The 25801-nt window shown below is 44.4% G+C and carries 27 protein-coding genes; 20 read left to right on the plus strand and 7 right to left on the minus strand.

Going from position 1 to position 25801, the window contains the following annotated elements:
- Positions 1-189 precede the first annotated feature (189 nt).
- Positions 190-1695, plus strand: coding sequence for an anaerobic nitric oxide reductase flavorubredoxin (norV, locus tag AB4589_RS05980; protein WP_102462060.1), 1506 nt, complete (start codon positions 190-192; stop codon positions 1693-1695).
- Between the two features lies 1 nt (position 1696).
- Positions 1697-2866, plus strand: coding sequence for an NADH:flavorubredoxin reductase NorW (gene norW, locus AB4589_RS05985; RefSeq protein WP_372099746.1), 1170 nt, complete (start codon positions 1697-1699; stop codon positions 2864-2866).
- A 99-nt stretch (positions 2867-2965) separates the two neighbouring features.
- Here the strand turns inward: norW and gltS are convergent, their stop codons facing one another.
- From gltS to AB4589_RS06010, 5 genes are all read right to left on the minus strand, one after another.
- Positions 2966-4192 (minus strand): sodium/glutamate symporter, encoded by a 1227-nt coding sequence (gltS, locus tag AB4589_RS05990; protein WP_004732723.1) that lies wholly within the window; start codon positions 4190-4192, stop codon positions 2966-2968.
- Positions 4193-4508: 316 nt separating this feature from the next.
- Entirely contained in the window at positions 4509-4865 is a 357-nt protein-coding gene (locus AB4589_RS05995; protein ID WP_017060971.1) for a YibL family ribosome-associated protein, read from the minus strand.
- A gap of 187 nt (positions 4866-5052) precedes the next feature.
- Positions 5053-7017, minus strand: coding sequence for an acyltransferase family protein (locus tag AB4589_RS06000; RefSeq protein ID WP_372099747.1), 1965 nt, complete (start codon positions 7015-7017; stop codon positions 5053-5055).
- A 77-nt stretch (positions 7018-7094) separates the two neighbouring features.
- Positions 7095-8285 carry an O-antigen ligase gene (locus tag AB4589_RS06005; protein WP_017102355.1) on the minus strand — a complete coding sequence of 397 codons (1191 nt, stop codon included), beginning with the start codon at positions 8283-8285 and terminating at the stop codon, positions 7095-7097.
- 259 nt (positions 8286-8544) lie between these two features.
- Positions 8545-8931 carry a tautomerase family protein gene (locus tag AB4589_RS06010; RefSeq protein ID WP_029222810.1) on the minus strand — a complete coding sequence of 129 codons (387 nt, stop codon included), beginning with the start codon at positions 8929-8931 and terminating at the stop codon, positions 8545-8547.
- A 310-nt stretch (positions 8932-9241) separates the two neighbouring features.
- On the opposite strand from AB4589_RS06010, the gene AB4589_RS06015 reads away from it, so the two are divergent.
- The 16 genes from AB4589_RS06015 (at position 9242) to AB4589_RS06090 (ending at position 21926) form a co-directional block, all read left to right on the plus strand.
- On the plus strand, positions 9242-9862 hold the full coding sequence (locus AB4589_RS06015; RefSeq protein ID WP_372099749.1) for an LON peptidase substrate-binding domain-containing protein: 621 nt from the start codon (positions 9242-9244) through the stop codon (positions 9860-9862).
- A 110-nt stretch (positions 9863-9972) separates the two neighbouring features.
- The gene (locus AB4589_RS06020; RefSeq protein WP_372099751.1) at positions 9973-10620 is read left to right on the plus strand and encodes a sigma-70 family RNA polymerase sigma factor; all 648 of its coding nucleotides are present in this window, start codon (positions 9973-9975) and stop codon (positions 10618-10620) included.
- The gene (locus tag AB4589_RS06025) at positions 10613-11323 is read left to right on the plus strand and encodes a ChrR family anti-sigma-E factor (protein WP_372099753.1); all 711 of its coding nucleotides are present in this window, start codon (positions 10613-10615) and stop codon (positions 11321-11323) included. The genes AB4589_RS06020 and AB4589_RS06025 overlap by 8 nt, the downstream gene beginning before the upstream one ends.
- A gap of 144 nt (positions 11324-11467) precedes the next feature.
- Positions 11468-12415, plus strand: a complete 948-nt coding sequence (locus tag AB4589_RS06030; protein WP_009846088.1) for a DUF523 and DUF1722 domain-containing protein — start codon at positions 11468-11470, stop codon at positions 12413-12415.
- Positions 12412-13872, plus strand: a complete 1461-nt coding sequence (gene phrB / locus AB4589_RS06035; RefSeq protein WP_371710555.1) for a deoxyribodipyrimidine photo-lyase — start codon at positions 12412-12414, stop codon at positions 13870-13872. The genes AB4589_RS06030 and phrB overlap by 4 nt, the downstream gene beginning before the upstream one ends.
- Before the next feature lie 14 nt (positions 13873-13886).
- Entirely contained in the window at positions 13887-14318 is a 432-nt protein-coding gene (locus AB4589_RS06040) for a nuclear transport factor 2 family protein (protein WP_017090021.1), read from the plus strand.
- Complete coding sequence (locus AB4589_RS06045) at positions 14318-15049, plus strand: SDR family NAD(P)-dependent oxidoreductase (protein ID WP_371694761.1); 732 nt, start codon at positions 14318-14320, stop codon at positions 15047-15049. The genes AB4589_RS06040 and AB4589_RS06045 overlap by 1 nt, the downstream gene beginning before the upstream one ends.
- A 2-nt stretch (positions 15050-15051) precedes the next feature.
- A complete protein-coding gene (locus AB4589_RS06050) occupies positions 15052-16323 on the plus strand; it encodes an NAD(P)/FAD-dependent oxidoreductase (protein WP_371710554.1) in 1272 nt (423 codons plus the stop codon).
- Positions 16320-17126, plus strand: a complete 807-nt coding sequence (locus tag AB4589_RS06055; protein ID WP_372099756.1) for a DUF1365 domain-containing protein — start codon at positions 16320-16322, stop codon at positions 17124-17126. Before AB4589_RS06050 ends, AB4589_RS06055 begins: the two co-directional genes overlap by 4 nt.
- A 118-nt stretch (positions 17127-17244) precedes the next feature.
- Positions 17245-18525, plus strand: coding sequence for a class I SAM-dependent methyltransferase (locus AB4589_RS06060; RefSeq protein ID WP_372099758.1), 1281 nt, complete (start codon positions 17245-17247; stop codon positions 18523-18525).
- Complete coding sequence (locus AB4589_RS06065; protein ID WP_017082959.1) at positions 18503-19024, plus strand: DUF2878 domain-containing protein; 522 nt, start codon at positions 18503-18505, stop codon at positions 19022-19024. Before AB4589_RS06060 ends, AB4589_RS06065 begins: the two co-directional genes overlap by 23 nt.
- A 3-nt stretch (positions 19025-19027) precedes the next feature.
- Entirely contained in the window at positions 19028-19615 is a 588-nt protein-coding gene (locus tag AB4589_RS06070; protein WP_372099760.1) for a chalcone isomerase family protein, read from the plus strand.
- On the plus strand, positions 19612-20154 hold the full coding sequence (locus AB4589_RS06075; protein ID WP_371710550.1) for a DUF3833 domain-containing protein: 543 nt from the start codon (positions 19612-19614) through the stop codon (positions 20152-20154). Before AB4589_RS06070 ends, AB4589_RS06075 begins: the two co-directional genes overlap by 4 nt.
- Positions 20155-20430: 276 nt before the next feature.
- The gene (locus AB4589_RS06080) at positions 20431-20694 is read left to right on the plus strand and encodes a DNA polymerase III subunit epsilon (RefSeq protein WP_372099762.1); all 264 of its coding nucleotides are present in this window, start codon (positions 20431-20433) and stop codon (positions 20692-20694) included.
- Positions 20695-20898: 204 nt separating this feature from the next.
- On the plus strand, positions 20899-21573 hold the full coding sequence (locus AB4589_RS06085; RefSeq protein WP_192852377.1) for an SDR family NAD(P)-dependent oxidoreductase: 675 nt from the start codon (positions 20899-20901) through the stop codon (positions 21571-21573).
- Positions 21574-21686: 113 nt separating this feature from the next.
- A complete protein-coding gene (locus AB4589_RS06090) occupies positions 21687-21926 on the plus strand; it encodes an RNA recognition motif domain-containing protein (protein WP_371710548.1) in 240 nt (79 codons plus the stop codon).
- A 161-nt stretch (positions 21927-22087) separates the two neighbouring features.
- On the opposite strand, the gene AB4589_RS06095 is transcribed toward AB4589_RS06090, so the two are convergent.
- Both AB4589_RS06095 and AB4589_RS06100 read right to left on the minus strand, forming a co-directional pair.
- Positions 22088-22432: a ribosome recycling factor family protein gene (locus AB4589_RS06095; protein WP_371710547.1), complete on the minus strand. Its 345-nt coding sequence runs from the start codon at positions 22430-22432 to the stop codon at positions 22088-22090.
- Between the two features lie 212 nt (positions 22433-22644).
- Positions 22645-23700: a MalY/PatB family protein gene (locus tag AB4589_RS06100; RefSeq protein ID WP_371710546.1), complete on the minus strand. Its 1056-nt coding sequence runs from the start codon at positions 23698-23700 to the stop codon at positions 22645-22647.
- A gap of 141 nt (positions 23701-23841) precedes the next feature.
- Here AB4589_RS06100 and AB4589_RS06105 point away from each other — a divergent pair, with 141 nt between their 5' ends.
- Together AB4589_RS06105 and AB4589_RS06110 are read left to right on the plus strand one after the other, a co-directional pair.
- Complete coding sequence (locus AB4589_RS06105) at positions 23842-24975, plus strand: site-specific integrase (RefSeq protein WP_235447580.1); 1134 nt, start codon at positions 23842-23844, stop codon at positions 24973-24975.
- Positions 24972-25801, plus strand: an 830-nt coding sequence (locus AB4589_RS06110) for a tyrosine-type recombinase/integrase (protein ID WP_372099765.1), incomplete at its 3' end; no start/stop codon positions are given. The genes AB4589_RS06105 and AB4589_RS06110, both read left to right, overlap by 4 nt.

A 25801-nucleotide genomic window follows, 5' to 3' on the forward strand; every position in this document is an offset into this window, starting at 1 on the left:
TCAACCATCAACCATCAACAGCTTAGTCATAAAGACACACTAAATCCATTTTGATTACACAAACAACAATGTCATAAAGACACATCATGGCGATTAAAAACCAAACAAACGACATAAAAACAAACACTTAAAAACATGGCACAACTAGTGCAATGAGAGCCTTAGATATTTAAATAAGGTATTATCATTATGACTATTCACGTTAAATCAAATGTTCATTGGGTCGGCGTCCACGATTGGGAAACCGAGCACTTCCACGGTAAGGAATACCACATGAACAAAGGTACCAGCTATAACTCGTACCTGATCCGTGAAGAGAAGACAGTGCTTGTCGATACTGTCGATCATCGCTTTACTGAACAATTCCTTGCAAACCTAGAGATGGAAATCGATATCAACGAGATCGACTACATCATTTGTCAGCATGCAGAAGAAGATCACTCAGGCGCCCTCTCTGCGCTACTGGCTAAAATTCCGAACACGCCTGTTTACTGTACGGAAGCGGGAGTGAACTCCATCGTTGGTCACCACCACCAACCAGACTGGAACTTCAGAACCGTCAAAACCGGTGACACTCTTGACGTCGGTAACGGAAAACAACTGATCTTCGTAGAGATGAAAATGCTGCACTGGCCAGACTCAATGGCAACATACCTCACTGGTGATGAAATCCTGTTTAGTAACGATGCTTTCGGCCAACACTACTGCGACGAGAACCTATTCAATGACCAACTAGACCAAGTAGAGCTGCATGACCAATGTCTGCGTTACTTCTCGAACATCCTGACGCCTTTCGCGCCTTTGGTGAAAGCGAAGATAGAAGAAGTCCTGAGTTTAGGCGTGCCAATCGATGTGATTGCGACTTCTCATGGCTGTATTTGGCGTGACAACGCGACGCAAATTGTTGAGCAATATTACGAGTGGTCTAAAGCCTACAAAGAAGATCGTATCACCATTGTCTACGACACCATGTCCAATAACACTCGTATGATGGCTGACGCAATCGCAAAAGGTATCCGTAAAGGCAGCCCAGAAACAGCCATCAAGGTCTTCAATATCTCTAAGCACGATAAGAATGACATCCTTGCCAATATCTTCCGTTCAAAGGGCGTGCTTGTTGGATCATCGACCATGAACAATGTGATGATGCCGCAAATCGCCGCGCTACTTGAAGAAGTACACGGCCTGCGCTTTGCAGAAAAAAGAGCCGCAGCATTTGGTTCTTCAGGGTGGACTGGCGGCGCGGTAAAACGCATCGACGCTCGCTTACGTGAAGCCAACTTCGAAGTGAGCGCACCTCAGCATATTCACTGGAAACCAGATACAGACGCACTTCGCCAATGTATTGATTACGGAATGACACTTGCTGAAGTTTGGCGTGTAAATCCAGACGAAGTCAGCGCACCAAAGCAAGTATCACGCAATGTTACACCGCTTGAAGCCACACCAGCACAGGCAAACACCACTGCCGAGCTCAAAGACACGACAGAGCAGGAAACAGAAGTAGCTCAAGATAAGTCAGTACACACTGCAGACTGTACTTGCTGGCGCTGCACAGTGTGTGAATGGGTGTACGACCCTCAATTGGGTGAACCCTACCAAGGCGTTGAACCAGGAACACCTTGGGCACAAGTGCCGGATGACTTCCTTTGCCCAGAATGCCATTTAGGCAAAGAAGTATTTGTGGAGAAGTAACATGTCGAACATTGTGATTGTGGGTGGTGGTTTCGCCGCCCTACAAACCATAAAGATGGTACGTAAAATTGACCAAGATATCGCGATAACCATGATCACGGCAGATGCGGGAGTTGAGTACAGTAAGCCGAATCTTTCACACGTATTCAGCCAAGCTCAAACACCACAAGCCTTAGCCGTTAATAACGCTCAACAATTGGCTGAGCAGTACAACGTGGTCATCAAAACCGGGGCTTTAGTCAGCGAAATCGATACCAAGCAGCAGTGTGTTCGTGTTGATGGACAAACTATCCATTATTCGAAGTTGGTATTAGCAACGGGCGCGACGCCTTTCATACCACCAGCGGAAGGGCTTAAACGCAGCGCGACCATTACGTTAAATAGTTTGGAAGAGTTCAAGAAACACAAAGCTCAGATCGATGACGCTCAGCGCATCACCGTAATGGGTGGAGGCTTGATTGGGGTCGAGCTCGCGTTCGATCTTCAAACTGCGGGCAAAGATGTCACGATTATCGAACCTGCAAGTTATCTATTGAATAGCCTTGTGCCACCTTTCGTTTCGCTTGAGTTGGAAAGGGAGCTGACAAAAGCAGGGGTTACCGTCGAAACCGACTCTGTGATTTGTCGAGCGACTTACCTGTCTGATGGAGTTAGGCTACAAACCACCTCTTCTCGGCTAATACGAGCAGATACTGTGATTGCTGCAGCAGGATTAAGGCCAAACACGGCTTTAGCTACCCAAGCGGGATTAGAGGTAAAGAGAGGAATTGTGGTCGATGAAACCTTACAAACCAGTGCTAACAATGTGTATGCGATTGGTGATTGCGCTGAAATTGAAGGTCGTGTGATGGCCTATTTGCAGCCCGCTATTTTGTCTGCAAACGTGTTGGCGAAGCAGCTGACTAAGGATAAAGGAGAGATCAAAGTGGGCGAAGGGAAGCTCAGCTTGCCTCATATGATCACCAAGGTGAAAACACCGAGTTATCCTATTCAGCTCGCAGGGCGCGATATTCACACTGCCCAGAGCTGGGAAACGCGATTCGACCCGAAAGGTATTATCGCTAAAGGCTTCAATGAAGATGATCAGTTGGTTGGATTCATTGTCACTGGAGAACACACCAAAGCCGCGTTCCCTCTTCTTAAAGAGCTACAAGCAAGCTCACCCGCATAAGTTCTAGAGGCGCTAATACAAAAAAAGCCAGTCAACAGACTGGCTTTCTTGTATTCATCTTAGTGCGATGAGCTCATCGCATTTAAGCACAGGCGAACATTAACCGATAAACGAGATGTAACCTTGAAGGATGATCAGGTTAACGATATCGATAAAGAAGGCACCAACGATTGGCACAACCATGAAGGCTTGTGGCGACGGACCGAATCGGTTCACCAAAGAACCCATGTTCATTACCGCTGTTGGTGTTGCACCTAGGCCGAAACCACAGTGACCACCCGCCATAACCGCTGCGTCGTAGTTAGAACCCATTACTTTGAACGTCACAAAGTAAGAGAAGATACCCAACACCACAGCCTGAACCGCAAGGATAACCAAGAACGGAATCGCAAGGTCAAAGATGTTCCAAAGCTTAAGGCTCATTAGCGCCATCGCTAGGAACAGCGACAATGACACCGTACCAAGAATATCGACCGTTTCGCTGTCAGTCTTATGCAGTTTAGTCACTTCAAAAACGTTAGTGATGAACACACCGATAAACAACGCGTAAACGAAGTCAGGAATCATCAACCAAGAAATTTCAAAAGTCGCCACCCACTCTTCTAGGTATTTCGCCCCCGAGATACAGATAAGAAGAATGAACAATACTTCAATCACCTTCTTCGCTGTTACTTTGTCTTCTTCATACTCGTTGTAAGTAACAAGCTCAGGAAAACGCTCGTGGGTTTGTGTGCCAGTGCCGTACTCAGATTCAAGCTGGTTTTTATCAATCAGCTTTTGCGCCACTGGGCTACCGATAATACCACCGATGATCAAACCAAACGTCGCTGAAGCCATCGCGATTTCTAGAGTATTGGCAATGCCAAACGTGTCTGAAAAAGTTTGAGACCAAGCTGCGCCCGTGCCGTGACCACCCGAAAGCGTGATAGATCCAGCAATCAAACCCATTAAGGGTTCAAGGCCTAGTGCCGTCGCAAGTGTTACGCCTACACCGTTTTGGATAATGATGTAAACCGAAGCCACCCCTAAGAATAGGAATACCTTAGCACCACCTTTTATCAGCTGCGTGTAGTTAGCCGCAAGGCCGACCGTTGCAAAGAACATCAACATAAACGTGTTCTGCAGGGGCAAGGAAAACTCAAGATCAAGGCCGTTAAAGTGCAGGGCCGTAATAGCAAAAGCGACAATCAAGCCGCCGACAATGGGCTCTGGAATATTGTACTTTTTGAGAACCGGAAGCTTTGCATTGACGAAATGACCTAGAAACAAAACACTAATCGCGATTAGGAAGGATTCTAGTGGTCCAATTGAAATTAATTGATTCATATAACCTCTATTTTTTTACGTTCTCATCTTCCTTAATGAGTCTAGTTTTATCTGTAATTATCTGTGCTGCTCTACCTATATTTATACAAACTGGAGAGAAATTGTAGATTCGAAAAGCGAACACATTACTGCGATCGCTTAGTGCCATGTTAGTAGCACGTTAACTTTTATAGGAGATAAAAGGATTTGTGACAACAATCACCTCCTAAAAGTTGAAAACGGCGTGAGTATCTATGCCGCTGACTCTGCTTTCTTAATACCTAAAAAAGCAAAAAGGAGCTATTTCTAGCTCCTCTTTCATCACCATCGCTGGTAATTAGAATTTTTTCGGTGCGTAACCAGTCATAACCTCAATGCGAAGTTCTTTACCGATCTTCGTCATTGGGTGAACAATTACGAGTCCTTTAACAGACTTTTTAAGTTTACCCATATCCGCTTGCTCAGCCTTAGTGATCTCACGGCTAAATGGCATATCAACCAGAGACTTACGCTCTTGGTTCACATCGTAGCTTTCTTTGTGTTTAAGCTGGGCAATTTTCTTAGTTAGCTTCTTAATCTCTTCCTCGAACTGACGAACAACAGGACGATCATTACGAGTTTTAGCAGCATCTAACTTGTGGCGACACTTGTCTAGACGGTTGTTAATTTGTTGAAGTTCGTTTTTAACACTCATAATAATTTCCTAAGATTTAACAAGCCAATTCGGATTGGGGCGCGGAGTATAGCACAATAGTTCACTTGAACCGAAATTTATCTTAAACATCGCTACCTAAACGAATCATTTAAGACCAACACAATAGCTCCAAACACAGAAACGCCCCTATTCTTTCGTGTAAACAATAAGGGCGAATGAGCATTTCCTACGGAGCTGATTGACCCCATATTTTTTCGCGAAATTGAGGAATAAGTTGGCCAGCACCAAATTCATTCAGGTGATCGTCATCAACGTATGTTGGGTGATTGTTGATATCCCCTCGGCACAGCTGATCATCACAAAATATCGGTTCAGGGTCTATAAGAGTAACTCGACAGTTTTGGCTGATTTTTTCATAAGATTTCGTAATCAATACGGTTCTTTGTCGGTACTCTTCAAGAGGAATGGAAACCGAAATATCAGATTGATTTAGAATCGAATACTTATACATAGTTTTAGGTACATCTTTCTTCAGCTCAGGGATTGGCTTGACCAAATAAACAGGGTTAGATTGACTAAGCTCGCACATAGTCTTTTCAAAACTGGATAAGATAGAGTTTAGGTACTCCTCCGATCTGGTCTGAAACCTTTTATCTCCTGCGATTAAACTGATCTTTTCGTTCTCACTTTGCCATCCATCTTCATTCGAACCATATAGATAGCCACCCATTCTGTTAATGACAACAACAGGAACGTTAGGGTAATTAGTTTTAGCTTTAATTAACGATGCTGAGACAAAATCCCCACACTCTTCTGATAACTCACCACTTGAGAGCACTCTTTTGATACCTGAAATCGTCGGACATGCGCTTCTCGTCCAGTCGATGACCGATGTATCGTTAGGCGCTGACGCTTCAACACTTCTCACTATCGATGCGCCATGACTATCACCTAAAACAATCGCGGATACGGGTCCTGAGCCATAGTGACACTCAGGAGACGGTCCAAATTCGACGTGGCACTCTCCGCTTCGTGGATTTCGTTCATAGACACTTTGTGCAATGACGAGCTGTGTTTTATCCAGGCGCCAAAGTAATCCTTCACTTTCATAAATAACCTGCCCTATCAAGGCAATAAAGGAAGCAAGAATGAGAGGGTAATAGTTCAAAAAGAACTTACCGCCTTTGGGTCTCTCCTTAGGTCGGTAACTTTCAATGAACTTAAATGAAAGGATCCCCATCAATACCGAAACCATTACTCCGATTATATTGTGGGTAATAGTGTTATTTGTGAGGTTCTTAATGAAAACATTAATAGGCCAATGCCAGAGATAAATTGAGTAGGAACATAACCCAACCCCTTGTATCAGTCGTGATTTATGAAAGGTAAAATTGAGGTCCAAATTCAAAAGCAGAATTATCGCGGTAGCAATGACCGGAATAAGCGTCACATAACTAGGCCAAAGTGTGCTGCTGTCTATCAAGAAAGGTGAAATAAACAGTGAGGCAATAGCAACTAACAGCAATAACTGAACATTGGACTTTTTTAATTCAATGGGCTCTCTTTTCAAAGCAACCACCGAACCTGCGAGCAGTTCCCATGCGCGAGACGGTAATGTGTAATAAGAAGCCGAGCTCCCTAAATACGCATAGTTATAAGCTAGACTTCCTATTAGAGTCGTTCCAATAGCAACGGCCGCACCTTTAGCTCCGAATAACTTGTAGGTCGCCATTAAAACGAGAGGATATAATACATAGAATTGCCATTCTACGGATAAAGACCAAGTGTGAAGCAACCACTTGCTTTGCGCGGCCACATCAAAGTATCCCGACTCTTTTAAATAGGTATGGTTAGAAACAAACCCGACACTGGTGAGAATATGCTTACCTAGTTTTCTTAACGCCCAAGGGTCTAGGTAAATAATGCCAACGAGTAACACAACAAGGCACATGACCGCTAAAGCAGGAATAATGCGTTTTGCTCTCGCTAAATAAAAGTTCTTCAATGAGAACTCATTACTCCCCAAACTAGACATGATTATTTTTGTCATCAGGAAACCTGAAATGACAAAAAATACATCCACACCTAAAAATCCGCCAGAGATGGCATTAGGGAAAAAGTGGAAGATGACAACAAGTAAGACCGCTAATGCACGTAATGCATTAATGTCACACCTAAAATGACTGCTCATTATTTATTCACTTAAAACTTATTTATCAATAAATGCACTAAAACTACCCACAATGAAATGAGCGTAATATGCTAGCTTCACTGCGCTTCTGTTCGCACTTGCAGTTTTAGTAGTACCCCAATAAAGACAAAGTACATGACAGCTAAATCACCATTCCTAAAGGGTGAATCGAATAGGCAGATGATCGAAAAATAAACAACAGGTAACAATACAATAGGTGATAGCTTATATCTCGAATTAAACAAAGGGTACATTAAACTAAGCATGAGAAGGGCAATGCCTACCAAGCCAGATGAAGCCGCTTTATCAATATAGTTGTTATGAAGATGCGCATTAACGATAAATCTCTTACCCGAATTTGTTGGCGTGAATGAGAGTTTATCTAATTGCGCTTCTTTATCACCTCCAATGCCGAGCAAGGGGCTATCCACAAAGAAATCGAACCCAGCTTGATACATTTGTAATCTCAAGCCAATGGAAGTATCCATGTTGCCTTGTGATATCTGATCATATTCATACACGCTATAGTCAATACGTTTACTAACCACGTCATATCTCGACACCAAAAATACAGATATAATGACAATGACACAAACAGTAAACAGCGTCTTGTACTGACGATGCTGCATCATCATTTTGAATAGGACAACTAAACCAATAAAAATAACGGCTAGTAGAGGCCCTCTTGACCCCACCAAAAACATGGATAGAAAGCCTATAAATGCCAAGATAGCCATTGCTTTGGGCTTTTTCCCTTCGTACGAAATACAACCAAGTGCGAGCAATAAAATGACAGAGAAGCCTTGAATTGAAGCAAAAATGAGAGCATTAGATGGTAAGCTCCCCCGGACACCAGAGAGAAAAAAGATATAATAAGCAACGAGGATGGTTGTACTGACAATAGAGGTGAAACATAAGTTCTGTATATCTGATAACTTAACAAAGCCATTTCGATAAAAAAGGAAAAATACCAAGCCAATCAAAGTTGCCCTCAGCTCTTGACTGCTAAAACCATGCAACTCATAAGAGGCAACAGCAAAAACAGAAAGCAAGAGCAGTATCCATATCCAGCCATCTTCGAACCAGTTATGCTTATCTCTTACCTCCCTGTTTTTCCTATACAAAAGAGTGCAACAAGCCGCGATAAATAAAGTGATAGCCGCAAGTGGCTTATTTCCCTGACCTAACCACACCTGGACGGTAACAATCCAAAACAAAGGCAGTGTAATGAGTATCTTTTGAATTAAATTCGTGTTGATTCTAACCATAACTAATCTAAAAATGCTGAGAAGAGTTGCACTCTAAAACAAACTTGCCACTGTCGCAAACGAACTGTAGTGACATACAGCGGAAAACAAAGAAACTAGTCCCTTTAGGGCATTGTCCATGAATCATTTACCTATAATTCATATGTCCAAACTCAGCCCATCTAACGGCTTTGGCATCAAACTCCAAAACCACGACTAGATAGGTTAGCTTAAGCCTTCTGTCTTACGTATTAGGAGTTAGGAGTTAGGAGCTTAAACCCTAGACCTTTACTTTATACTTAAGATCTTGGGCTTCATCGCCAGTCATACCTCGAAAGCCCCAGCAATGCGATGGCTGCTCCTTGATGGTGATCTCGATATCAATGGGAGAGATGGCCAACTGCTTTTCTATTTCAGAAAATATCTTCTTAATCAGGCGCTTTTTGGTATTCACTGCTCGCCCTTCCATCATATTGATCTCTATGACGGTGTAAGCTTCTGTTCGCCCTTCGGGATAAAAGAAATCATCTCTTTCTAATGGTACAAACCGATGCGCTCGTTTGTCATCAGGTAACCCCATCTCACTGTTCAAACATTGTTGTAAGACATTAGAAAGCTGTAACTTAATCGGATTTAAGCACTCTCTGATACCATAAATAACGATCATGACCATTCCTTTGATGTGATGTCAGGTAAAGAAGAACTAAGAGATAAACAACGTAAGATAAGCGTGTCACTTGTTATCTACCCATTGACTAATTCTTAACCCATCTTACCTAATGACGTAAGTTAAAAAAGGTTAAACCGATTAAATTGCGAATAAACGCGACAAAAAACAATGTCTCCCTCTCTCTAACTTCCTGTTCAATACATCACCCCACATTGATCGAACTTCAACGAGCACGCGTATACATCTCTGAATTACGTACGAATCAAATCCGTACAGACTCAATCATGTATGAACTAAGGAGTGCTATGTGCCGAATTCAGCTGAGAAGATCACACGGATAGAAACCGAATCAGAAACACCCGTAGAGACTTCTCAAGAGCTTGCGGTGTTTCCTCTACCGTTATTCATTTTGCCAAGAGGCAGACAAAGACTGCGTATTTTCGAACCCAAGTATTTGAAAATGGTCGCTCATGCTGCGCAAGGAGACGGCTTCATCATTGCGACTCAGGACAATACCAACTCCGATCGCCTGAGTTCTTGGGGGACAAAAGTGTCTATTGTCGATTTCAATATGTCCGATGACCAAATTCTGGAAATCGATGTTGAAGGCGAACAGTTGGTGCAACTGCACTCCTCCTTCCGCGACACAGATGATTTAATAAAAAGTGATTTCCGCCCGTTGCCTCACTGGCCACAACGCAGCTATAAGGTGCCGAACGTGGTGACTGCGTTTCTTGTCGAGTTGTTTCGAGAACACGATTCAATCAGAGCACTTTACCCCACGCCTGACTTTGAAAGCCCTCAATGGATCTGTGCTCGACTACTCGAAATAATGCCTATCCCATTGGAAAAGAAAACCAAATTCACAGAACCCGCTAGTTTTCCGTCTTTAGTTCCCTTTTTGAATCAAATCATTACAGGGCAATAAGCACTTTTATTCACTATAATTTTGTATAGTAGAAATTAATTTAAAATAAAGTGATCCCCACCTTCACTCTCCACGTAGTGTCTATCAAATTCGCATGATGGTTAATTACTATGCAAGTGGAAAGCAGAAGAACAGGGAACGGCAAGGAGCATGTCATTATCCCCGACAACAAACTACCTACCGAAAGTAAGGTACCTACAGAGCTATCAAGCTGGCTGATTTTAGTTGGTTCAGACAGAGATAAGCAGGCATTTACTTGTTTGTTTAAATTCTTTGCTCCCAAAATCAAGCGTTTTGGCATCAGTAAGTTGGGCGGTGAAGCCGCTGCCAACGAGCTAGTCCAAGACACGATGACCAACGTTTGGAAGAAAGCGCATCTCTACAACGAAGAGAAAGGCGCAGCGACCACTTGGGTTTATACCGTTATGCGAAACGCCGCCTTTGATATGTTAAGAAAGGTAAGGGCGAAAGCAGAACAAACGATCGCTGACGATATTTGGCCGATTGACGCTATGGTAGCCGAATCACAAAGTGATCAGCTTCAGTTTGGCGATCATCTAATGAGCCGCCACGTCATGACTCAAATTGAAAAGCTGCCTCTCGCTCAAAAAACCATTGTGAAAGGTGTTTACTTTCAAGAGTTATCGCAAGAGCAGCTCGCCCAACAACTCGATGTCCCGCTTGGAACTGTTAAATCACGTCTAAGACTCGCACTCGCCAAACTAAAAGTTCACATGGGGGAACAAGACCATGATTAAACATCACCCAAATGCGGCAATCTTGAAAGATTTTGTCGATGGCAATCTAGCGGATTCGGTTTCTTTGATCGTTTCTAGCCATGTTGAGCTTTGCGAACACTGTCAAAAACAAGTAAGCATGTTGACGGCGCAAGCTGCTGACACCGTCTTTGAAAGCGATACATCTGCCTTTGAAAACGACACAGCAGGGCTAAAATTGTCTGACAGTGAAATGGATGCGTTTCTAGCCGACAACGAAGAATTTGATTTTGATGCTATTGACCAGATCACAGCTGATTTATCACAGGCTCTCGAAGTCGTTGTTGAAGCGCAACAAGAGACTGTGTCTAACACAACCTTTACGATTCCTCGCGCACTCAATTCAGTCGCAAGAAAAGATTGGTTGAACTTGGGCAAGATTTCTCGCGCACGCCTCGATTTCGATGACGAATCACACCACACTAGCTTGCTACATATAGATAAGGATGGACAGGTGCCTTGTCACACTCACAAAGGCTTCGAGATCACGCTTCTTTTAGAAGGCAGCTTCGAAGACGAAATGGGTGTCTACAACAAAGGCGATTTCATCTGGTTAGATGGAGAACACACCCACCAACCTGCGACTAAAGAAGGCTGTGTGTGTTTAACCGTTTCAAGTGATGCCTTGTATTTCACTAAAGGGGTGAGCCAACTGTTCAACCCACTGGGTAAATACATTTATTAGCTTGAAAAGATTTATCGGGTACGTCACAAGACTCATAGAGTTGGCTAGTAAGAGAAGTAAAAACCGAACTAAAGTAATGTTTAATAAGCAACAAAACACACAATATAAGAATAACAACGAGCAATGAGCGTAAGGAATTGACCAATGGATAAAAAAATAAAAATAGGCATTAGTGCATGTGTCGCCGGTCATAAAGTTCGGTTCGATACTGGCCATAAGCGTTCTCGTTTTTGCACAGACGATCTTGCAGACTACGTAGAGCTTGAGCCAGTTTGTCCAGAGATGGGGGTTGGACTTCCAACGCCTCGTCCTACGATCCGTCAAACAAGAATGTTAGACGACATTATTCATGTTTCTCGACCTGATGGTTCTGGCGATGTCACCGATGAACTGATCGAGTTTGGGCAAAACTATTCAAAGAACAACCAACACATCGCAGGGTTCATTGTGTGTCAGAAAAGTCCAACCTGTGGCATGGAGCGAGTAAAGGTTTATCACCACCACGGGCGTGGTTCTGAGTCGACAGGTGTTGGCTTGTTCACTCAGCAGGTTATGCAAGGCAATCCCCTCCTTCCAGTAGAAGAGAATGGTCGCCTCAACGATCCAATTCTGCGTGAAAACTTTATGACTCGTGTTTTCACATATCAAAAGTGGCTCGATCTTGTTGATGAAGGTGTAACCAAACACAAGCTGATTCAATTTCACAGCGCTCACAAATATCTAGTGATGTGCCACCACATTGAAGGCTACAAGAGCCTAGGCAAACTTTTAGCGAGTAACGATTTAGAGATTGATGAGCTGGCTGAAAAGTACATCGAAGGCCTGATGACGGCGCTAATGCACCATGCAAACCGCGGCAGTCATGCTAATACTCTGCATCACTTACAAGGTTACTTTAAGAAACAACTGAGCAGCGCTCACAAACAAGAGCTCACGAATCAGATTTCATCATTCAGAGAAGGGCTGGTTCCTCTGTTAGTTCCACTAACGCTGATTAACCACTATCTGATGGAATACCCAAACGAGTACCTAGAGTCACAAGTTTATCTAAACCCGCACCCACAAGAACTTAAGCTGAGATACGGATATTGAGCGACATTCTATGGATAAGACGAGACCTGAGGATTCACGATAACCCAGCGCTCGTCTCTGCGGTTGAAAACAGCGTCTCTATCGCCGTTTTTATTTCAACCCCGCAGCAATGGCAACAACATCACCTTGCACCGATAAAAGCGGACTTCATTTATCGCCACCTAAAACAGTTCGAGTCACAACTCGCTGAATTCGGTATCACTCTGCTGCACCTCAAAGCCACAGACTTTAACGATCAAGCAACTCAGCTCATCAACTTGTGCAAACAGGTCGATGCGACATGTGTGTATGCCAATTCAGAGCCGGAAGTGGATGAGCAGTTAAGAGACAAACGCTTAATCGCTACTGGTATAAAGTTGAAAATAACCGACTGCGATACGATTCTGCCATTAGGTAGCGTACTGAATAAACAAGGTGAGATGTTCAAGGTTTTCACACCTTTCAAAAACGCATGGTTAAAAGAAGTGCAAGCGAAAGGCATCATTTGCAGCCATGCTCCAGTGCATTCAACAGGAACGACGCAAGCAGGTTCATCTGAAACGGATTCGCCTCAGAACCTATCACCTCAAAACCTAACACCACTGAATCAATCGTTAAGTGGTTTTTCTGGCGACTACGATTTTGACTTTCCGCGTACCGATTCAGAGCGTTGGCCACTAAGCCAAGACGTCCTTGAGCGCGTGATCCCCAATTTCTTAGCCAATAAAGTTAATGACTATTCTCGCCTTAGGGATATTCCATCAGTAAAGGGGACATCAGGCCTATCTCCTTACCTGGCTATTGGTGCAGTCAGCCCTCGTTGGTTAGCGATTCAATTGATTCAACAACAGCCGGACTTGTTATTTGATACTCAGTTGCCAGCCTTTTCTTGGCTTAATGAATTGATTTGGCGAGATTTTTATAAGCATTTGATGTTCCATCATCCTATACTGGTTAAAGGTGCGAACTTTCAGCAGAAATACAACGGCTTAGATTGGTATCACGACAACCCGAGCTTTAAAGCGTGGTGCGAAGGAAAAACAGGCTACCCATTAGTTGATGCAGCGATGCGTCAATTAGTTGAGACAGGCTGGATGCACAACAGGCTAAGAATGGTGGTGGCAAGCTTCCTAACCAAGCACCTACTGATTGACTGGCGCTGGGGCGAACGCTTCTTTATGTCTCACCTTATCGATGGTGATTTCAGCGCCAATAATGGCGGTTGGCAGTGGGCTTCAAGTACTGGCTGTGATGCTCAACCCTACTTCCGAATTTTCAATCCAATCACTCAGAGTGAAAAGTTTGATCCAAAAGGAATTTTTATTCGTAAATACATACCAGAGCTGCAAAACATCCCAGATAAACATGTTCATTTCCCACATGACTTTATCGCTAAAAACGGAATAGACAGCGAATACTGGCAACCCATCGTTGAGCACAAAGAAGCACGATTGAGAGCCTTAGCCTTCTTCAAATAATTAGAGTGAATATTATGGATAACTCTCTATGGCTTGATAACTTTCTCAACATGTATCGAGAACTCGGAACCGACAATTTCGACGTGCTTAAGACGGTTTATCACCCTGATATTGAATTCCAAGACCCGCTGCATCATGTCAGCGGTATTTCGGCGCTTACGCACTACTTCGAGAACCTCTACACCCAGGTAACGAGCTGTTACTTTCATATCGAACACACTTTCGAAGTGAACGACGAAGCTTCGGTGTATTGGACAATGCAGTTTGCTCACAAGCAATTAAATGGGCAAAAGCCAATCGAAGTACAAGGACACAGCCACCTCAAGATGCTCGACGGCCAAGTGGTTTATCACAGAGACTATCTTGATGTCGGCTCTATGTTGTACGAACACATTCCAGTTCTGGGCTGCGCCATCAAATCCATCAAAAAGAGAGCGAGCCAATAATGCGTATTATGATCACAGGCGCGACCTCAGGTATCGGCCAATCACTCGCTATAGATTATGCTCAACAAGGGCATGAGGTGATTGCTTGCGGCCGTAATCAAGACAAACTGCAAGCTTTAGTTGATTCTCACGAGACAGACCTATCGCACTCGTCAATTGACCCACTCTGTTTTGATTTGACCGATTACCACAATTTCCCTGCACTCGAACAAGATAAGCAGCTCGACCTACTGATCTTGAACGCGGGTGATTGTGAGTACATCAACGACCCCGTGAATTTTGATGCCGAGCTTTTCGAGCGCGTCATCAACATCAATCTAATTTCAATTGGCTACGCCCTTAAAGCCTGGTTAAAAAACATTAAGCCGGGCGGCCGTTTGGTTTTAGTAAGCTCCAGCGCCAGCTTTTTACCTTTGCCAAGAGCCGAGGCTTATGGCGCTTCAAAGGCAGCCCTCACCTACTTAGGCAGAACACTGTCGGTTGATCTGGCCGAGCACAATATTCATGTCTCAATTGTGCACCCAGGCTTTGTTGAAACGCCATTAACCGAGCGAAATACCTTCTCTATGCCTATGATTATTAGTAGTGAGGCCGCAACTCAGCGAATCGTAAATGGTATTGCTCAAGGAAAGAGTGAAATCGATTTCCCAAGACGATTCATCATGTTGATGAAGCTACTAAGAATGCTTCCAACTCCAGTTTGGCAAAAACTCGCTTCAAGGATGGTATAACAATGAAGAAAATCGCCATTATAGGTTCAGGCATCTCTGGACTGACTTGCGCACACATATTAGATAAGCACCACGACGTGACCGTATTCGAAAAGAACGATTATGTTGGGGGCCACACCGCTACCGTTGATATTGAACATCAAGGCTCGGCGTTTTCGATAGATACAGGTTTCATAGTATTCAACGATCGAACCTACCCGAATTTCAATCAGCTACTCGTACAACTCGGTGTTGAAAGGCAACCGACCGAAATGAGCTTCAGCGTACACAACACCACAACTAAATTCGAATACAACGGCCATAGCATCAATTCGTTATTCGCGCAGAGGAGTAACATCTTCAAACCTCAGTTCTGGTCTTTAGTGTCAGACATTCTCAAGTTCAACAAACTGTGTAAGGCTCAATTCGAAAGTAACGAGTTCACACCGGATGTTACCTTGGGCAATTTCCTACGTGAAAACCAGTTTTCCGACTTTTTCAGCCAGCATTACATCCTACCGATGGGCGCAGCAATTTGGTCGACAAGCCTAGAGGAGATGGAAGAATTTGAGCTTAAATTCTTTATTCAATTCTTCTACAACCACGGGCTACTCGACATCGCGAACCGTCCACAATGGTATGTAATTCCTAAAGGGTCGCGCTCTTACGTTGAAATCATCCTTTCACGCTTGAACAAATCCGTCGCTTTGAACACATCGATCAAACAAGTGACTCGTCAAGAAACGGGCGTCACGATTGAATTTGAAGATGGCAGCACCCAAGGTTTCGACGAAGTAATCTTTGCTTGCCACTCAGACCAAGCCTTACGTCTGCTTGGTGATGCGACAGAACAAGAGCAACAGGTACTGGGCGAGATCCCATACAGCCGTAATGAAGTGGTTCTACACACCGATACCCGATTGTTACCAGACAGAAAGCTTGCATGGGCAAGTTGGAACTACATGTTGGATGGCGATAGTAAACGACCTGCCTGTGTGACATACAACATGAACATTCTGCAAGGCATCGAAAGCCAGGACACCTTCTGCGTCACCTTGAATCAGAGCGAAGCCATCGACCCAGAAAAAATCATTCGCAGCTTTGTTTATCATCACCCGGTACTTAATTCGAACACGGTCGAAGCTCAGCACAAGCGTGAGCAGATTTGTGGCAAAAACCAGACGCACTTCGCCGGCGCATACTGGTACAACGGCTTCCATGAAGACGGTGTCCACAGTGCACTCGATGTGACTAAGCGCTTTGGCCTAGATTTGAGCACGAGTTCAGTACGATGAACACTCACACCATCATATCCGACATGGGGATAGCATCCGAAAAGAGTGAAGAGATCAGCGGCATTTACTGGGGCAACGTACGCCACCGCCGCTTTGGCGATATTACTCATGAATTTAGCTACCAGTTGTACATGATGGGATTAGATCTCGATGAAATCCCTCAAACAACCACTCGCAGTCGCTTATTCGGTACTCAGTGGTACAACCCGATTCGCTTTGTCGAATCGGATTATCTCGCTGAAAAAAAAGAAAATGTCACGACTGATGAACCTAAATCACTTAAGCAACGTATAGCATCCAAAGTACAACAACTGGGTGGGGTTTGGTCTGTATCAAACCGTGTGACGATGCTGGCTCAGTGCCGTTGTTTAGGGATTTATTTCAGCCCGATCAACTGTTTTTTCTGTTATGACGAAACAGGAGATTGTAAGTACATGTTGGCTGAAGTGAGTAACACGCCTTGGCGAGAAAGACACTACTACCTGATCGACATGCACCAAGAATTGAAGGTTAAGAAAGAGTTTCACGTTTCGCCGTTCATGGATTTGAATATGACTTATTTTTGGAAGATTAAGCCACCAGCGAAACGCACCTTGGTCCACATTGAAAGCCGCCGAGACGACAAGCTTTTCGATGCGACACTGGCCTTGACGAAACAGTCAGTAACCAAGACAAACATTAGACGAACGGTATTTAAGATTCCGGCGATGACGATCAAAGTCGTGATGGGAATTTATTATCAGGCTCTCAAATTATTCCTGAAAAAAGTACCGTTTGTGGGGCATCCAGACTCAACATCTTAAGTGTCCTCACAGCAACTAAATAATAGAACTCGACCCAAGCTTGGGTTCGCTCCAACTAAGGGGCACAACCCAGCTTAGTTGGCACAAAATATTAGAATGAGTTATCAGCGAGGTTTACATGGAACAGCTTGCCAAACAAAACAACAACATTGAACAACAAGCTAAAGCCGTTGCTGTTTCAAGCAACTGTAAATATCGAGCTTTAATCTTTAAGGTTCTAGAAAGCCTGCAATTCGCGACGCTTGAGATAATTGAGCGCGACCAGCATTCGGTGTTCGGCGATCGAGAAGCAGACTTGAAAGGTAGAATCGTGATTCACGATGCAACCTTCTTTAGAGATGTCGTGATTGACGGCAGTATTGGCGCATCTGAGGCCTACATTGATGGAAAATGGACAAGCCCAGATCTCACCAAAGTGATTCAAATCATGGCTCGAAATCAATCTCAACTCGACGAGCTTGACGATAAAACGCAATGGATTTCTCGCATCAAAAACCTATTGTTGCGTCGTAAGAATGCCAATACCGAGCAAGGCTCTAAACGTAATATTCTTGCGCACTACGACATTGGCAATGAGTTGTATGAACGCTTCTTAGACAGCTCGATGCAATACTCTTCCGCTATCTACAGCGGAGAAGCAGAAACCCTATCCAAAGCTCAGCAAAACAAAATGAAAACCATCTGTGAGCGATTAGAGTTGTCAGAGAAAGATAACGTGGTCGAGATAGGCACTGGCTGGGGTGGCTTAGCTATATTCATGGCGCAACACTACGGATGCCATGTCACCACTACCACAATCTCAGATGCCCAACACGCGTTTGCAGAACAGAGAGTAAAAGCGCTTGGCTTAACCGACAAAATCACCTTGCTTAAAGAGGATTATCGTAACCTCACTGGTGAGTATGACAAGTTGGTCTCTATCGAGATGATTGAGGCGGTCGGACATGAATATCTACAGACCTTCTTTGAGAAATGTTCTTCACTGTTGAAACCATCAGGCAAAATGCTGATTCAAGCGATCACTATTGCCGACAGTCGTTACGACAAATATCGCAAAGGCGTCGACTTTATTCAGAAGTACATTTTCCCGGGCGGTTGCCTCCCTTCGGTCTCAGTGATGACCCAACACCTCGCGACCAGTACAGACCTTGTTATCCAAGAAATTGATGACATTGGCCTGCACTACGCTCGAACGCTTAATGATTGGAATGTTGCCTTTGAAAACAGTTGGGAAGAGTTAGAGTCTCTCGGCTATTCAGAAGAGTTTAAGCGCTTGTGGATCTTCTACTTCTGCTACTGTGAAGGTGCATTCAAAGAGCGCGTGATCAGTACTCATCACTTAGTTGCTAGAAAACCTCGTTACTTTGGAGCAAAAGATGAAACGGTTTTGGATTATTAATCTCGTTCTGTTTCAAGCGACCTGGGTTTGCAGCGCGTTCTTTACCGCGCAAGCCCCGTTCGTGGCGCCACTGATTGTGGCCGTTCACTTCCTTCTCTCCCCTACTCGCAGTAGCGATCTGAAAATACTCATTTTATTACCATTGGGGCTGTTGCTTGATAGCCTCTTACTTCACTTCGGCGTGTTTGCCGTCGACTCTGAAATTGCAAATCAATCTTGGTTCCCAGTGTGGCTAGTTTGCCTGTGGATCATGTTTTTAATCAGTTTTAACCACAGCCTAAATTGGCTTTTAAAATGCTCGAAAGTGATCTTGTTTGTCATAGGGTTCGTAGCAGGTACTAGTAGTTATTGGGGAGGCATCAAAGCAGGCGCCCTTCTGACTACTTGGCCAGACGCATCGGTGTTAGCTGCCCTTGCAATAAGTTGGGGGATTTTGTTGCCCTTACTGGTGGCCGCTTACTCCAACTTAGTACAACCCAAAATGGCAACAACGAGGTGACTTATGGCTTTTCCACGCAACCCTACGCAAGCGTTCAAATCTGAGAGCGATGTTAGTCGCGTTCGCACTCAAACAAGCGAGCAATCAAGAAACCGACTATTTAGCTTAGTCACCCTAACCATCATTTGCGCAGCACTCCTATTTACCGGGAATGCCAAAGCTTCTGCTGTCGATGATTTAAACAAGCGTGGCCAAGGTGAGATGAGTTACTTGTTTTGGACTTTGTATTCTGCAGAGTTCTACACCACTCCATCTAACTCTGAGCGTGCTTTGAAACTTGAGTACTACCGAGCAATTGACAGCAAAGACCTTGTAGACGCAACCAAAGACCAGTGGAGCAAACTTGGTTACTCCAGCAACAATATCCAACGTTGGTTGAAGCCTTTATACGAAATGTGGCCCAACGTTGAGGAAGGCAGCACGCTGACTATCCGAGTTGCTGAAGACAACGTAAGTCGCTTCTATTTCGATGAGCAACCCATCGGCACCATCCAAGACAAGCAATTTGGTGAAGCCTTTCTCGCGATTTGGTTATCTGAGAACACATCTGAGCCCGGTCTGCGCAAACAACTATTAGGTTTGAACAAATGAATCCAAAAACAAAAATAATCAAACTCGCCCTGACAATATTGTCGCTCGCTTGGCTAACAGGTTGTGGCTCTGCAAGTCTAGAGAACCACGCAGACACCACCCCAGAGCTCAAGCTGGAAACCTTCTTTGACGGTGAATTGATGGCCTACGGCATCGTGCTTGACCGCTCTGGTAACTTACTGCGCCGCTTTAATGCCAAGCTCATCGCTACTTGGGATGGAGACAACGGAGAAATCAAAGAGTGGTTCTCCTTTGCTGATGGCGAGCGTTCAACCCGCGTTTGGAACCTCATCAAAACCGGTGACAACACCTACACAGGCACCGCCAACGATGTCGTGGGCACGGCATATGGAGAGACCCAAGGTTCAGCGCTTTACTGGAAATACGATTTGGAAATCGAAGTAGACGGTAGCACTTATGAAGTAGTGCTCGATGATTGGATGTTCTTGATGGACGACAAACGCCTGTTCAACAAAACCGAAATGTCTAAGTTCGGCTTTAAAGTCGGTGAAGTGATTTTGTATATCGAAAAACTTTAATTAACTGGCGTTTCTGATTAGCAGTTCCATCAGCAATAACCTCGATCCCAAAAGACAATCTCAACCCACAACAGAAAATTGTGGGTTGTTCTGTTTAATCCCTCGAATAGCATACCTGTATGCTCAAGCCTTTGTGCTAAGATGCGCCACCAGCATACAAATGGGCTAAACTCAGTTGAGCGAACGTGATACACAGTTCCACCAATTATGAGCACTTCCCCATTGTTTCGCTAAGCGTAGATCCCCTACCATGAATAATTGAAAAGGCTTTAAAGCATGAGCAAGTTGACCTCAGCGGAGCGTAAAGCTCACGACAATGAACGTTTCTCACAACGTGTAAACGACCGCAGAGAAAAAGGCGAAGACGTAGTTGCTTACGCACTGACCAACAAGAAAGCTGTAAAATTCCTGACTAAGTCGGAAAAGAAACGCTTCAATGAAGCGAAAATCATTCGCCAAGAAGAACAGCGAGTGAAAGATCAAGAAGAGCTTAACCGAATCGAAGACTCATTCACGACCAAACAGTTCGACGACGAGTAATTTGATTTTCAAAAGCGCTGGCCCTATGCTGGCGTTTTTACTTTTAGTTCTCCTTCTTTTTCCCTCCCTACTTACTTCACTTTCTCAAACCTCAATTCTATCGAGCAATCTTAGTCATGAGCCTCAGCATCTTGGTCTTAGATCTCAGAAAACACGCTTTCAAAGCCTTACTATCTCGATTCCATTCAACAATTCCGAGTCCCCATGATTTTAATCACCGGATCAAGCAGCGGTTTAGGTGCAGCTTTAGCTAAGCAATATGCGAACACATCAAACAGCCGTCAGCGCTTAATGATCACTGGCCGCAGCTCACAGCGTTTAGCTGAATTAGCGAAAAACCTGCCAGCAGATACCGTTAGCCAAACCTGTGATCTATGTGACCCGCACTCCGTGAGCGAACTGCTTGATGCCTTGCCAGAAACACCAAAACTGGTGGTTCACAGCGCTGGCAGTGGATACTTCGGTAAGATAGAACAGCAAGATCCAGCGGCGATCAGCGACATGCTAAAAAACAATATCGAATCGTCGATATTTCTGATTCGTGAGCTGGTTCAGCGTTACAAAGATCAACCCGTCACCATTGCGGTCGTGATGTCGACCGCAGCTCAAGGCGCTAAAGCAGAAGAGTCCACCTACTGCGCAGCAAAATGGGCAGTAAAAGGCTTTATCGAATCGGTAAGGTTGGAGCTCAAAGGTCACCCGATGAAAATCGTTGCGGTTTATCCCGGCGGAATGGCGACAGAGTTTTGGGGAACCAGTGGCAAAGCGATGGATACTTCAAGCTTTATGACAGCTCAAGAAGCCGCTCAAATGCTGCAACAGGCGTTAACCAGCACTGAGCATGGATTTGTATCAGATATCACGATAAACCGCGGTTAACGGCTAATGAGAGCGTCGAACAGGTAAACAGAGCTATTCGAGCTAATTATTTGTGAGGATGAGCATGAAAGTGTGCGACAATGCTCGGCGTAAATTCATATTCAAGGTTTATTATGAAACTTCTAGTTCGTAACCTATCGCGCTCTACTGCTGAGCAAGACATCCGTGTTCTATTTTCTGAGTTCGGCTCAGTAAAAGAGTGCAGCCTAGTTTTAGACCAAAACACTGGCGAATCTAAAGGCTTTGCATTTGTTGAAATGCCAGAGCACGAAGAAGCAAAAGCGGCACTAAACAAGCTAAACTTGTCAAAGCTTGGCAAAAACACGATTCGTGTAAAAGTGGCTAACTCTTAATCGAGTAAACGCTTTATAAGCCACATGGCTTAGCTTAATCAGCACAAGCACAGATGATAAAGCCCGTAACGATATGACGTTTTTCAGCGCAATATCGTTACGGGCTTTTTGCTGCTCGCGATTCTCTTTTCACAACCAACCTATTCACTTATCGTTTGCGCTTATAACCCTTCATGTTCATCAATAGCACGCCTTGCTTCTGCCATTGAACATCCTGATTCCATCACTAACTGCGCGACCGTCATCGAGGGCGTAGCGGCTAACAACGATGCCAAACACACCACAGGCTTAGGCAGTACTTTGTCTATTGCAGTTGCTATCCAATCGTCTTTTTCATGAGTTAACATGGTTTTAAATTCAACGAGTTGATGATCTTGAGCCACCAACAGCCAGTTGCGTGAACGTCGCACTCGCTTCAGCTGGCATCCACACTCAGTCGCATTCGCCATCACTTGGCTTTTATCACTCACACGATGTACAAAACTATTCAGTGGGACACTAAACATAACTCTCTGCCAACCAACCAACCTATACCAATCATTCAAGCGCTCTCTAACTACCACTCAACACTTCAATTTCATCTCAATAAAATCATGCTTAGGATTACACAGACACAAAAAAACCGCCAGTCATGCGCTAAGCAGCCTCGCGTTTTTTCGTTCTATAGAGCCTAATGTTCAGTATCAGCGGCTAAGCATTTTCAATTCAACATGGATAATCAGCAGCAACTTTTTGAATCGCCTTTATCGCAGCAGTTTGAACTCTCCTGGCTTCCTCGCTCAAAACCATCAATCGCGTCCGCTAAAGCCGTAAATGATTGCTCGATATTATCGCGTGACGTCGCGATGTTCATTCGCATGAAGTTAGGGCTTTGCGCACCAAACCAACCTCCTAGGGTTAAGCCCATTTTAGCCTGCTCAAACACCACATTTTTTAGCTCTTCTTCCGAAAAATCCAAGCCTGAGAAATCAAACCACACTTGGTAAGTCCCTTGTGGCTGGAAGACTTTTAACTGAGGAATGCGCTGCTCCGCAAACTCAGTGATCCATTTCACCGTGTCTTGCAGATACACCAACATGCCATCTAGCCACTCTCCACCTTTCTCAAAGGCAGCCACGGTTGCAAATGTGCTGAACGCATTACCATGGTCAAGATACATCGCCACCACATTGGTTTTGAACGCTTCAAATAACTCATGATTGTTGGTGTACACATAACCATTTGAGATGCTGTGCATGCCGAAGGTTTTCGCCGGAGAGCCAATCAAGGCAATGACCTTGTCGTAATCAAAGCTGGTTAAGCTCGTAAAAGAATGACCTTCAAAAATAATGTCGGAATGAACTTCGTCGCTGATGATCAGCACATCGTGACGTTTAGCAATTTCGATGACTTGTTCAATCTCTTGAGGTGTCCACACTCGCCCAGTCGGGTTGTGCGGATTACAGAAAATCATCGTCTTCACTTGTTGGTCGATGATCTGTTGCTCCATACCAGCAAAATCAATCTGATAACTCTGTCCGTCATTAATCAACAGGCTATTCACGACCTGACGACCTGCTTTATTCACCAAATTAGCGAACTGATGATAAGCCGGCGTATGAATAAGTACACCATCACCCTCGTTGGTAAACTGGCGCAGTAACAACGCGATGCCTGGTAATACTCCCGGAACCTGAACGAATTTGTCTGAAGACAGATTTAAACCATGACGCTTTGAATACCATAGAGATAGCGCCTCAAACACCGCCTGTTCATGAAATTCATACGAATACACACCACGTCATAATCTGGCGATTATGGATGGTTGTCTGTAGTAAGTGTCTGATAGATAAGCGATGTGTAGTTTGTGTCTTTCATTGGTATGGCATGCTTTCACGAAATTTCGTGATTCTATGTCCCTATATGAAGGTACTAAATGATGAAAAAAATCTTACTCACACAACGCTTTGTTGAGCGCATCCTTTCTAACCATCTGGTTCAAGAGTTTTACGATACAAAAGTCCCTGAGTTGTATTTAAGAGTTTATCCGTCAGGAGGTAAGCGATTTTATATTCGCTTTCAGCATGAAGGGTTAAGGGTTCACCGCAAGCTTGGTAAAGCAACCGACCTATCATTACGAGAGGTGCGAAAGCAAGTGGTGAATGAAGTTCACCAGACTCGTTATCTGGCAGATATAAAAGAGCTGCCACCAATAACGATTCGGGTCTTCGCTGAGGAATTTTTTAAGCGTTATCCTCGCCACTGGAAACCAAGAACGACGGTAAAGAATAAGAGCGCCTTTCGTTTACATATCGCGCCTATTTTAGGCGATAAACAGGTTCACTCCATAGAGCGAAGAGACATTGAAGGGTGGTTTGCTCAGTTAAATCACGTGAAAGGCTCAGCGAATCAAGCGTTAGTGTTGATGTCTGTCATGATGCAGCAGTGTGAAGCGTGGGGGTATCGACATAGAAACACTAACCCTTGTCGTCACTTTAAGCGTTATAAAGCGGGAGAGGTCGAACGCTACCTCAGTCCGGAAGAGTTGCGTAGCCTATGGCATGTACTCGAAACGTTAGAAGCCGATAACCCAATTCTCGTGATGATTATACGATTATTGATATATACAGGGTGCCGTTCTTCGGAAGTGAGAACGTTGCAATGGAAAGATTACAGGGGAGGGCATTGGCATTTATCAGACAGTAAAACAGGTGCAAAAACGGTGTATCTTTGCTCACCGGTTAGGGCGTATCTAAAAGAGTGGCGAACAGAGAGTGATTATATTTTTCCTGCACGATGCCATACCAAACCGATATCTGAAGTGGCCTTGAGTTCGTTCTGGCGTAAAGTGCGCCGTTTAGCCGAGTTAGCCGGTGTGCGCCTACATGATTTACGCCACACGTACGCCAGTATTGCAATTCAATCCAACATTAATCTGACGGTGCTTAGTCGCTTACTGGGTCACGCGGATGTAGAAACGACGCTGAAATATGCCCACTTAAGCAGTCTGGATGCTTGTAAAGCGGCCTCTCATATATCAGCGACTTTGGCTAAGGGGATGCGCTCATGAGCTATATCAGACTCACTCAGAAAAAGATTAAGGATTTATTGCCCCAACCCAAAACTTATGTTGTTTGGGATACAAAGCAATATGGGTTTGGGGTGCGAGTAGGCAAAGACGCTTCCCGTTTTTATGTCATGAAGACAGGCGGTGGCAATAAGATTATAGCGCCTGTCGATAGCCTATCTCTTCGTCAGGCTCGTCAAAAAACGTTAAGCCTGATGCAGGGTAATGATAAGAGTAGGGCGATCGGGGCGATGCGTTTTGATGCACTGGTACAGGGTGAATGGTTACAAAAAGTGTGCTCAACATGGAAAACCAGCTCACAGGGAGGGGCAAGAGGGGCATTAAATAAACACTTATTACCAGAGTTTGGGCATTACCCCGTCACTCGTATTGATTCGTGTCATGTGCAGCGTTGGTTTGATGAGTTAAGCCAAGACTATGCTGGAGCGGCTAATCGCACTCTTGATGTGCTGCGTTCCATTTTTAAATATGCCGAGAGACAAGGGTATTGCTTGAAAAATCCTTGCGATGGTATCAAGCAGAACCGAAAAAAGAAGTTGAATCGCTTTTTAAGTCTGGATGAATTATCGCGACTTGAAGGGGCTTTACGAACGGTTAGTCAGCAGGGAGAAATTGAGGCGTGTTGCTGTCAGGTCATAAAGCTGGTGCTTTTGACGGGGTGTCGGATTTCAGAGGTGACGGGATTGCAATGGTCCTTTATCAAAGGAGATGAATGGCATTTGCCAGACAGTAAAACGGGGGCGAAAGTGGTTTATGTGGGTAAAGATGCTCGAAAACTCCTTTCGGAAATAGGGAAACAGTTTTTTGA

This window comes from Vibrio sp. 10N.222.49.A3 (assembly GCF_041475145.1).
In the GTDB taxonomy this organism is placed as follows: Bacteria; Pseudomonadota; Gammaproteobacteria; order Enterobacterales; family Vibrionaceae; genus Vibrio; species Vibrio tasmaniensis_A.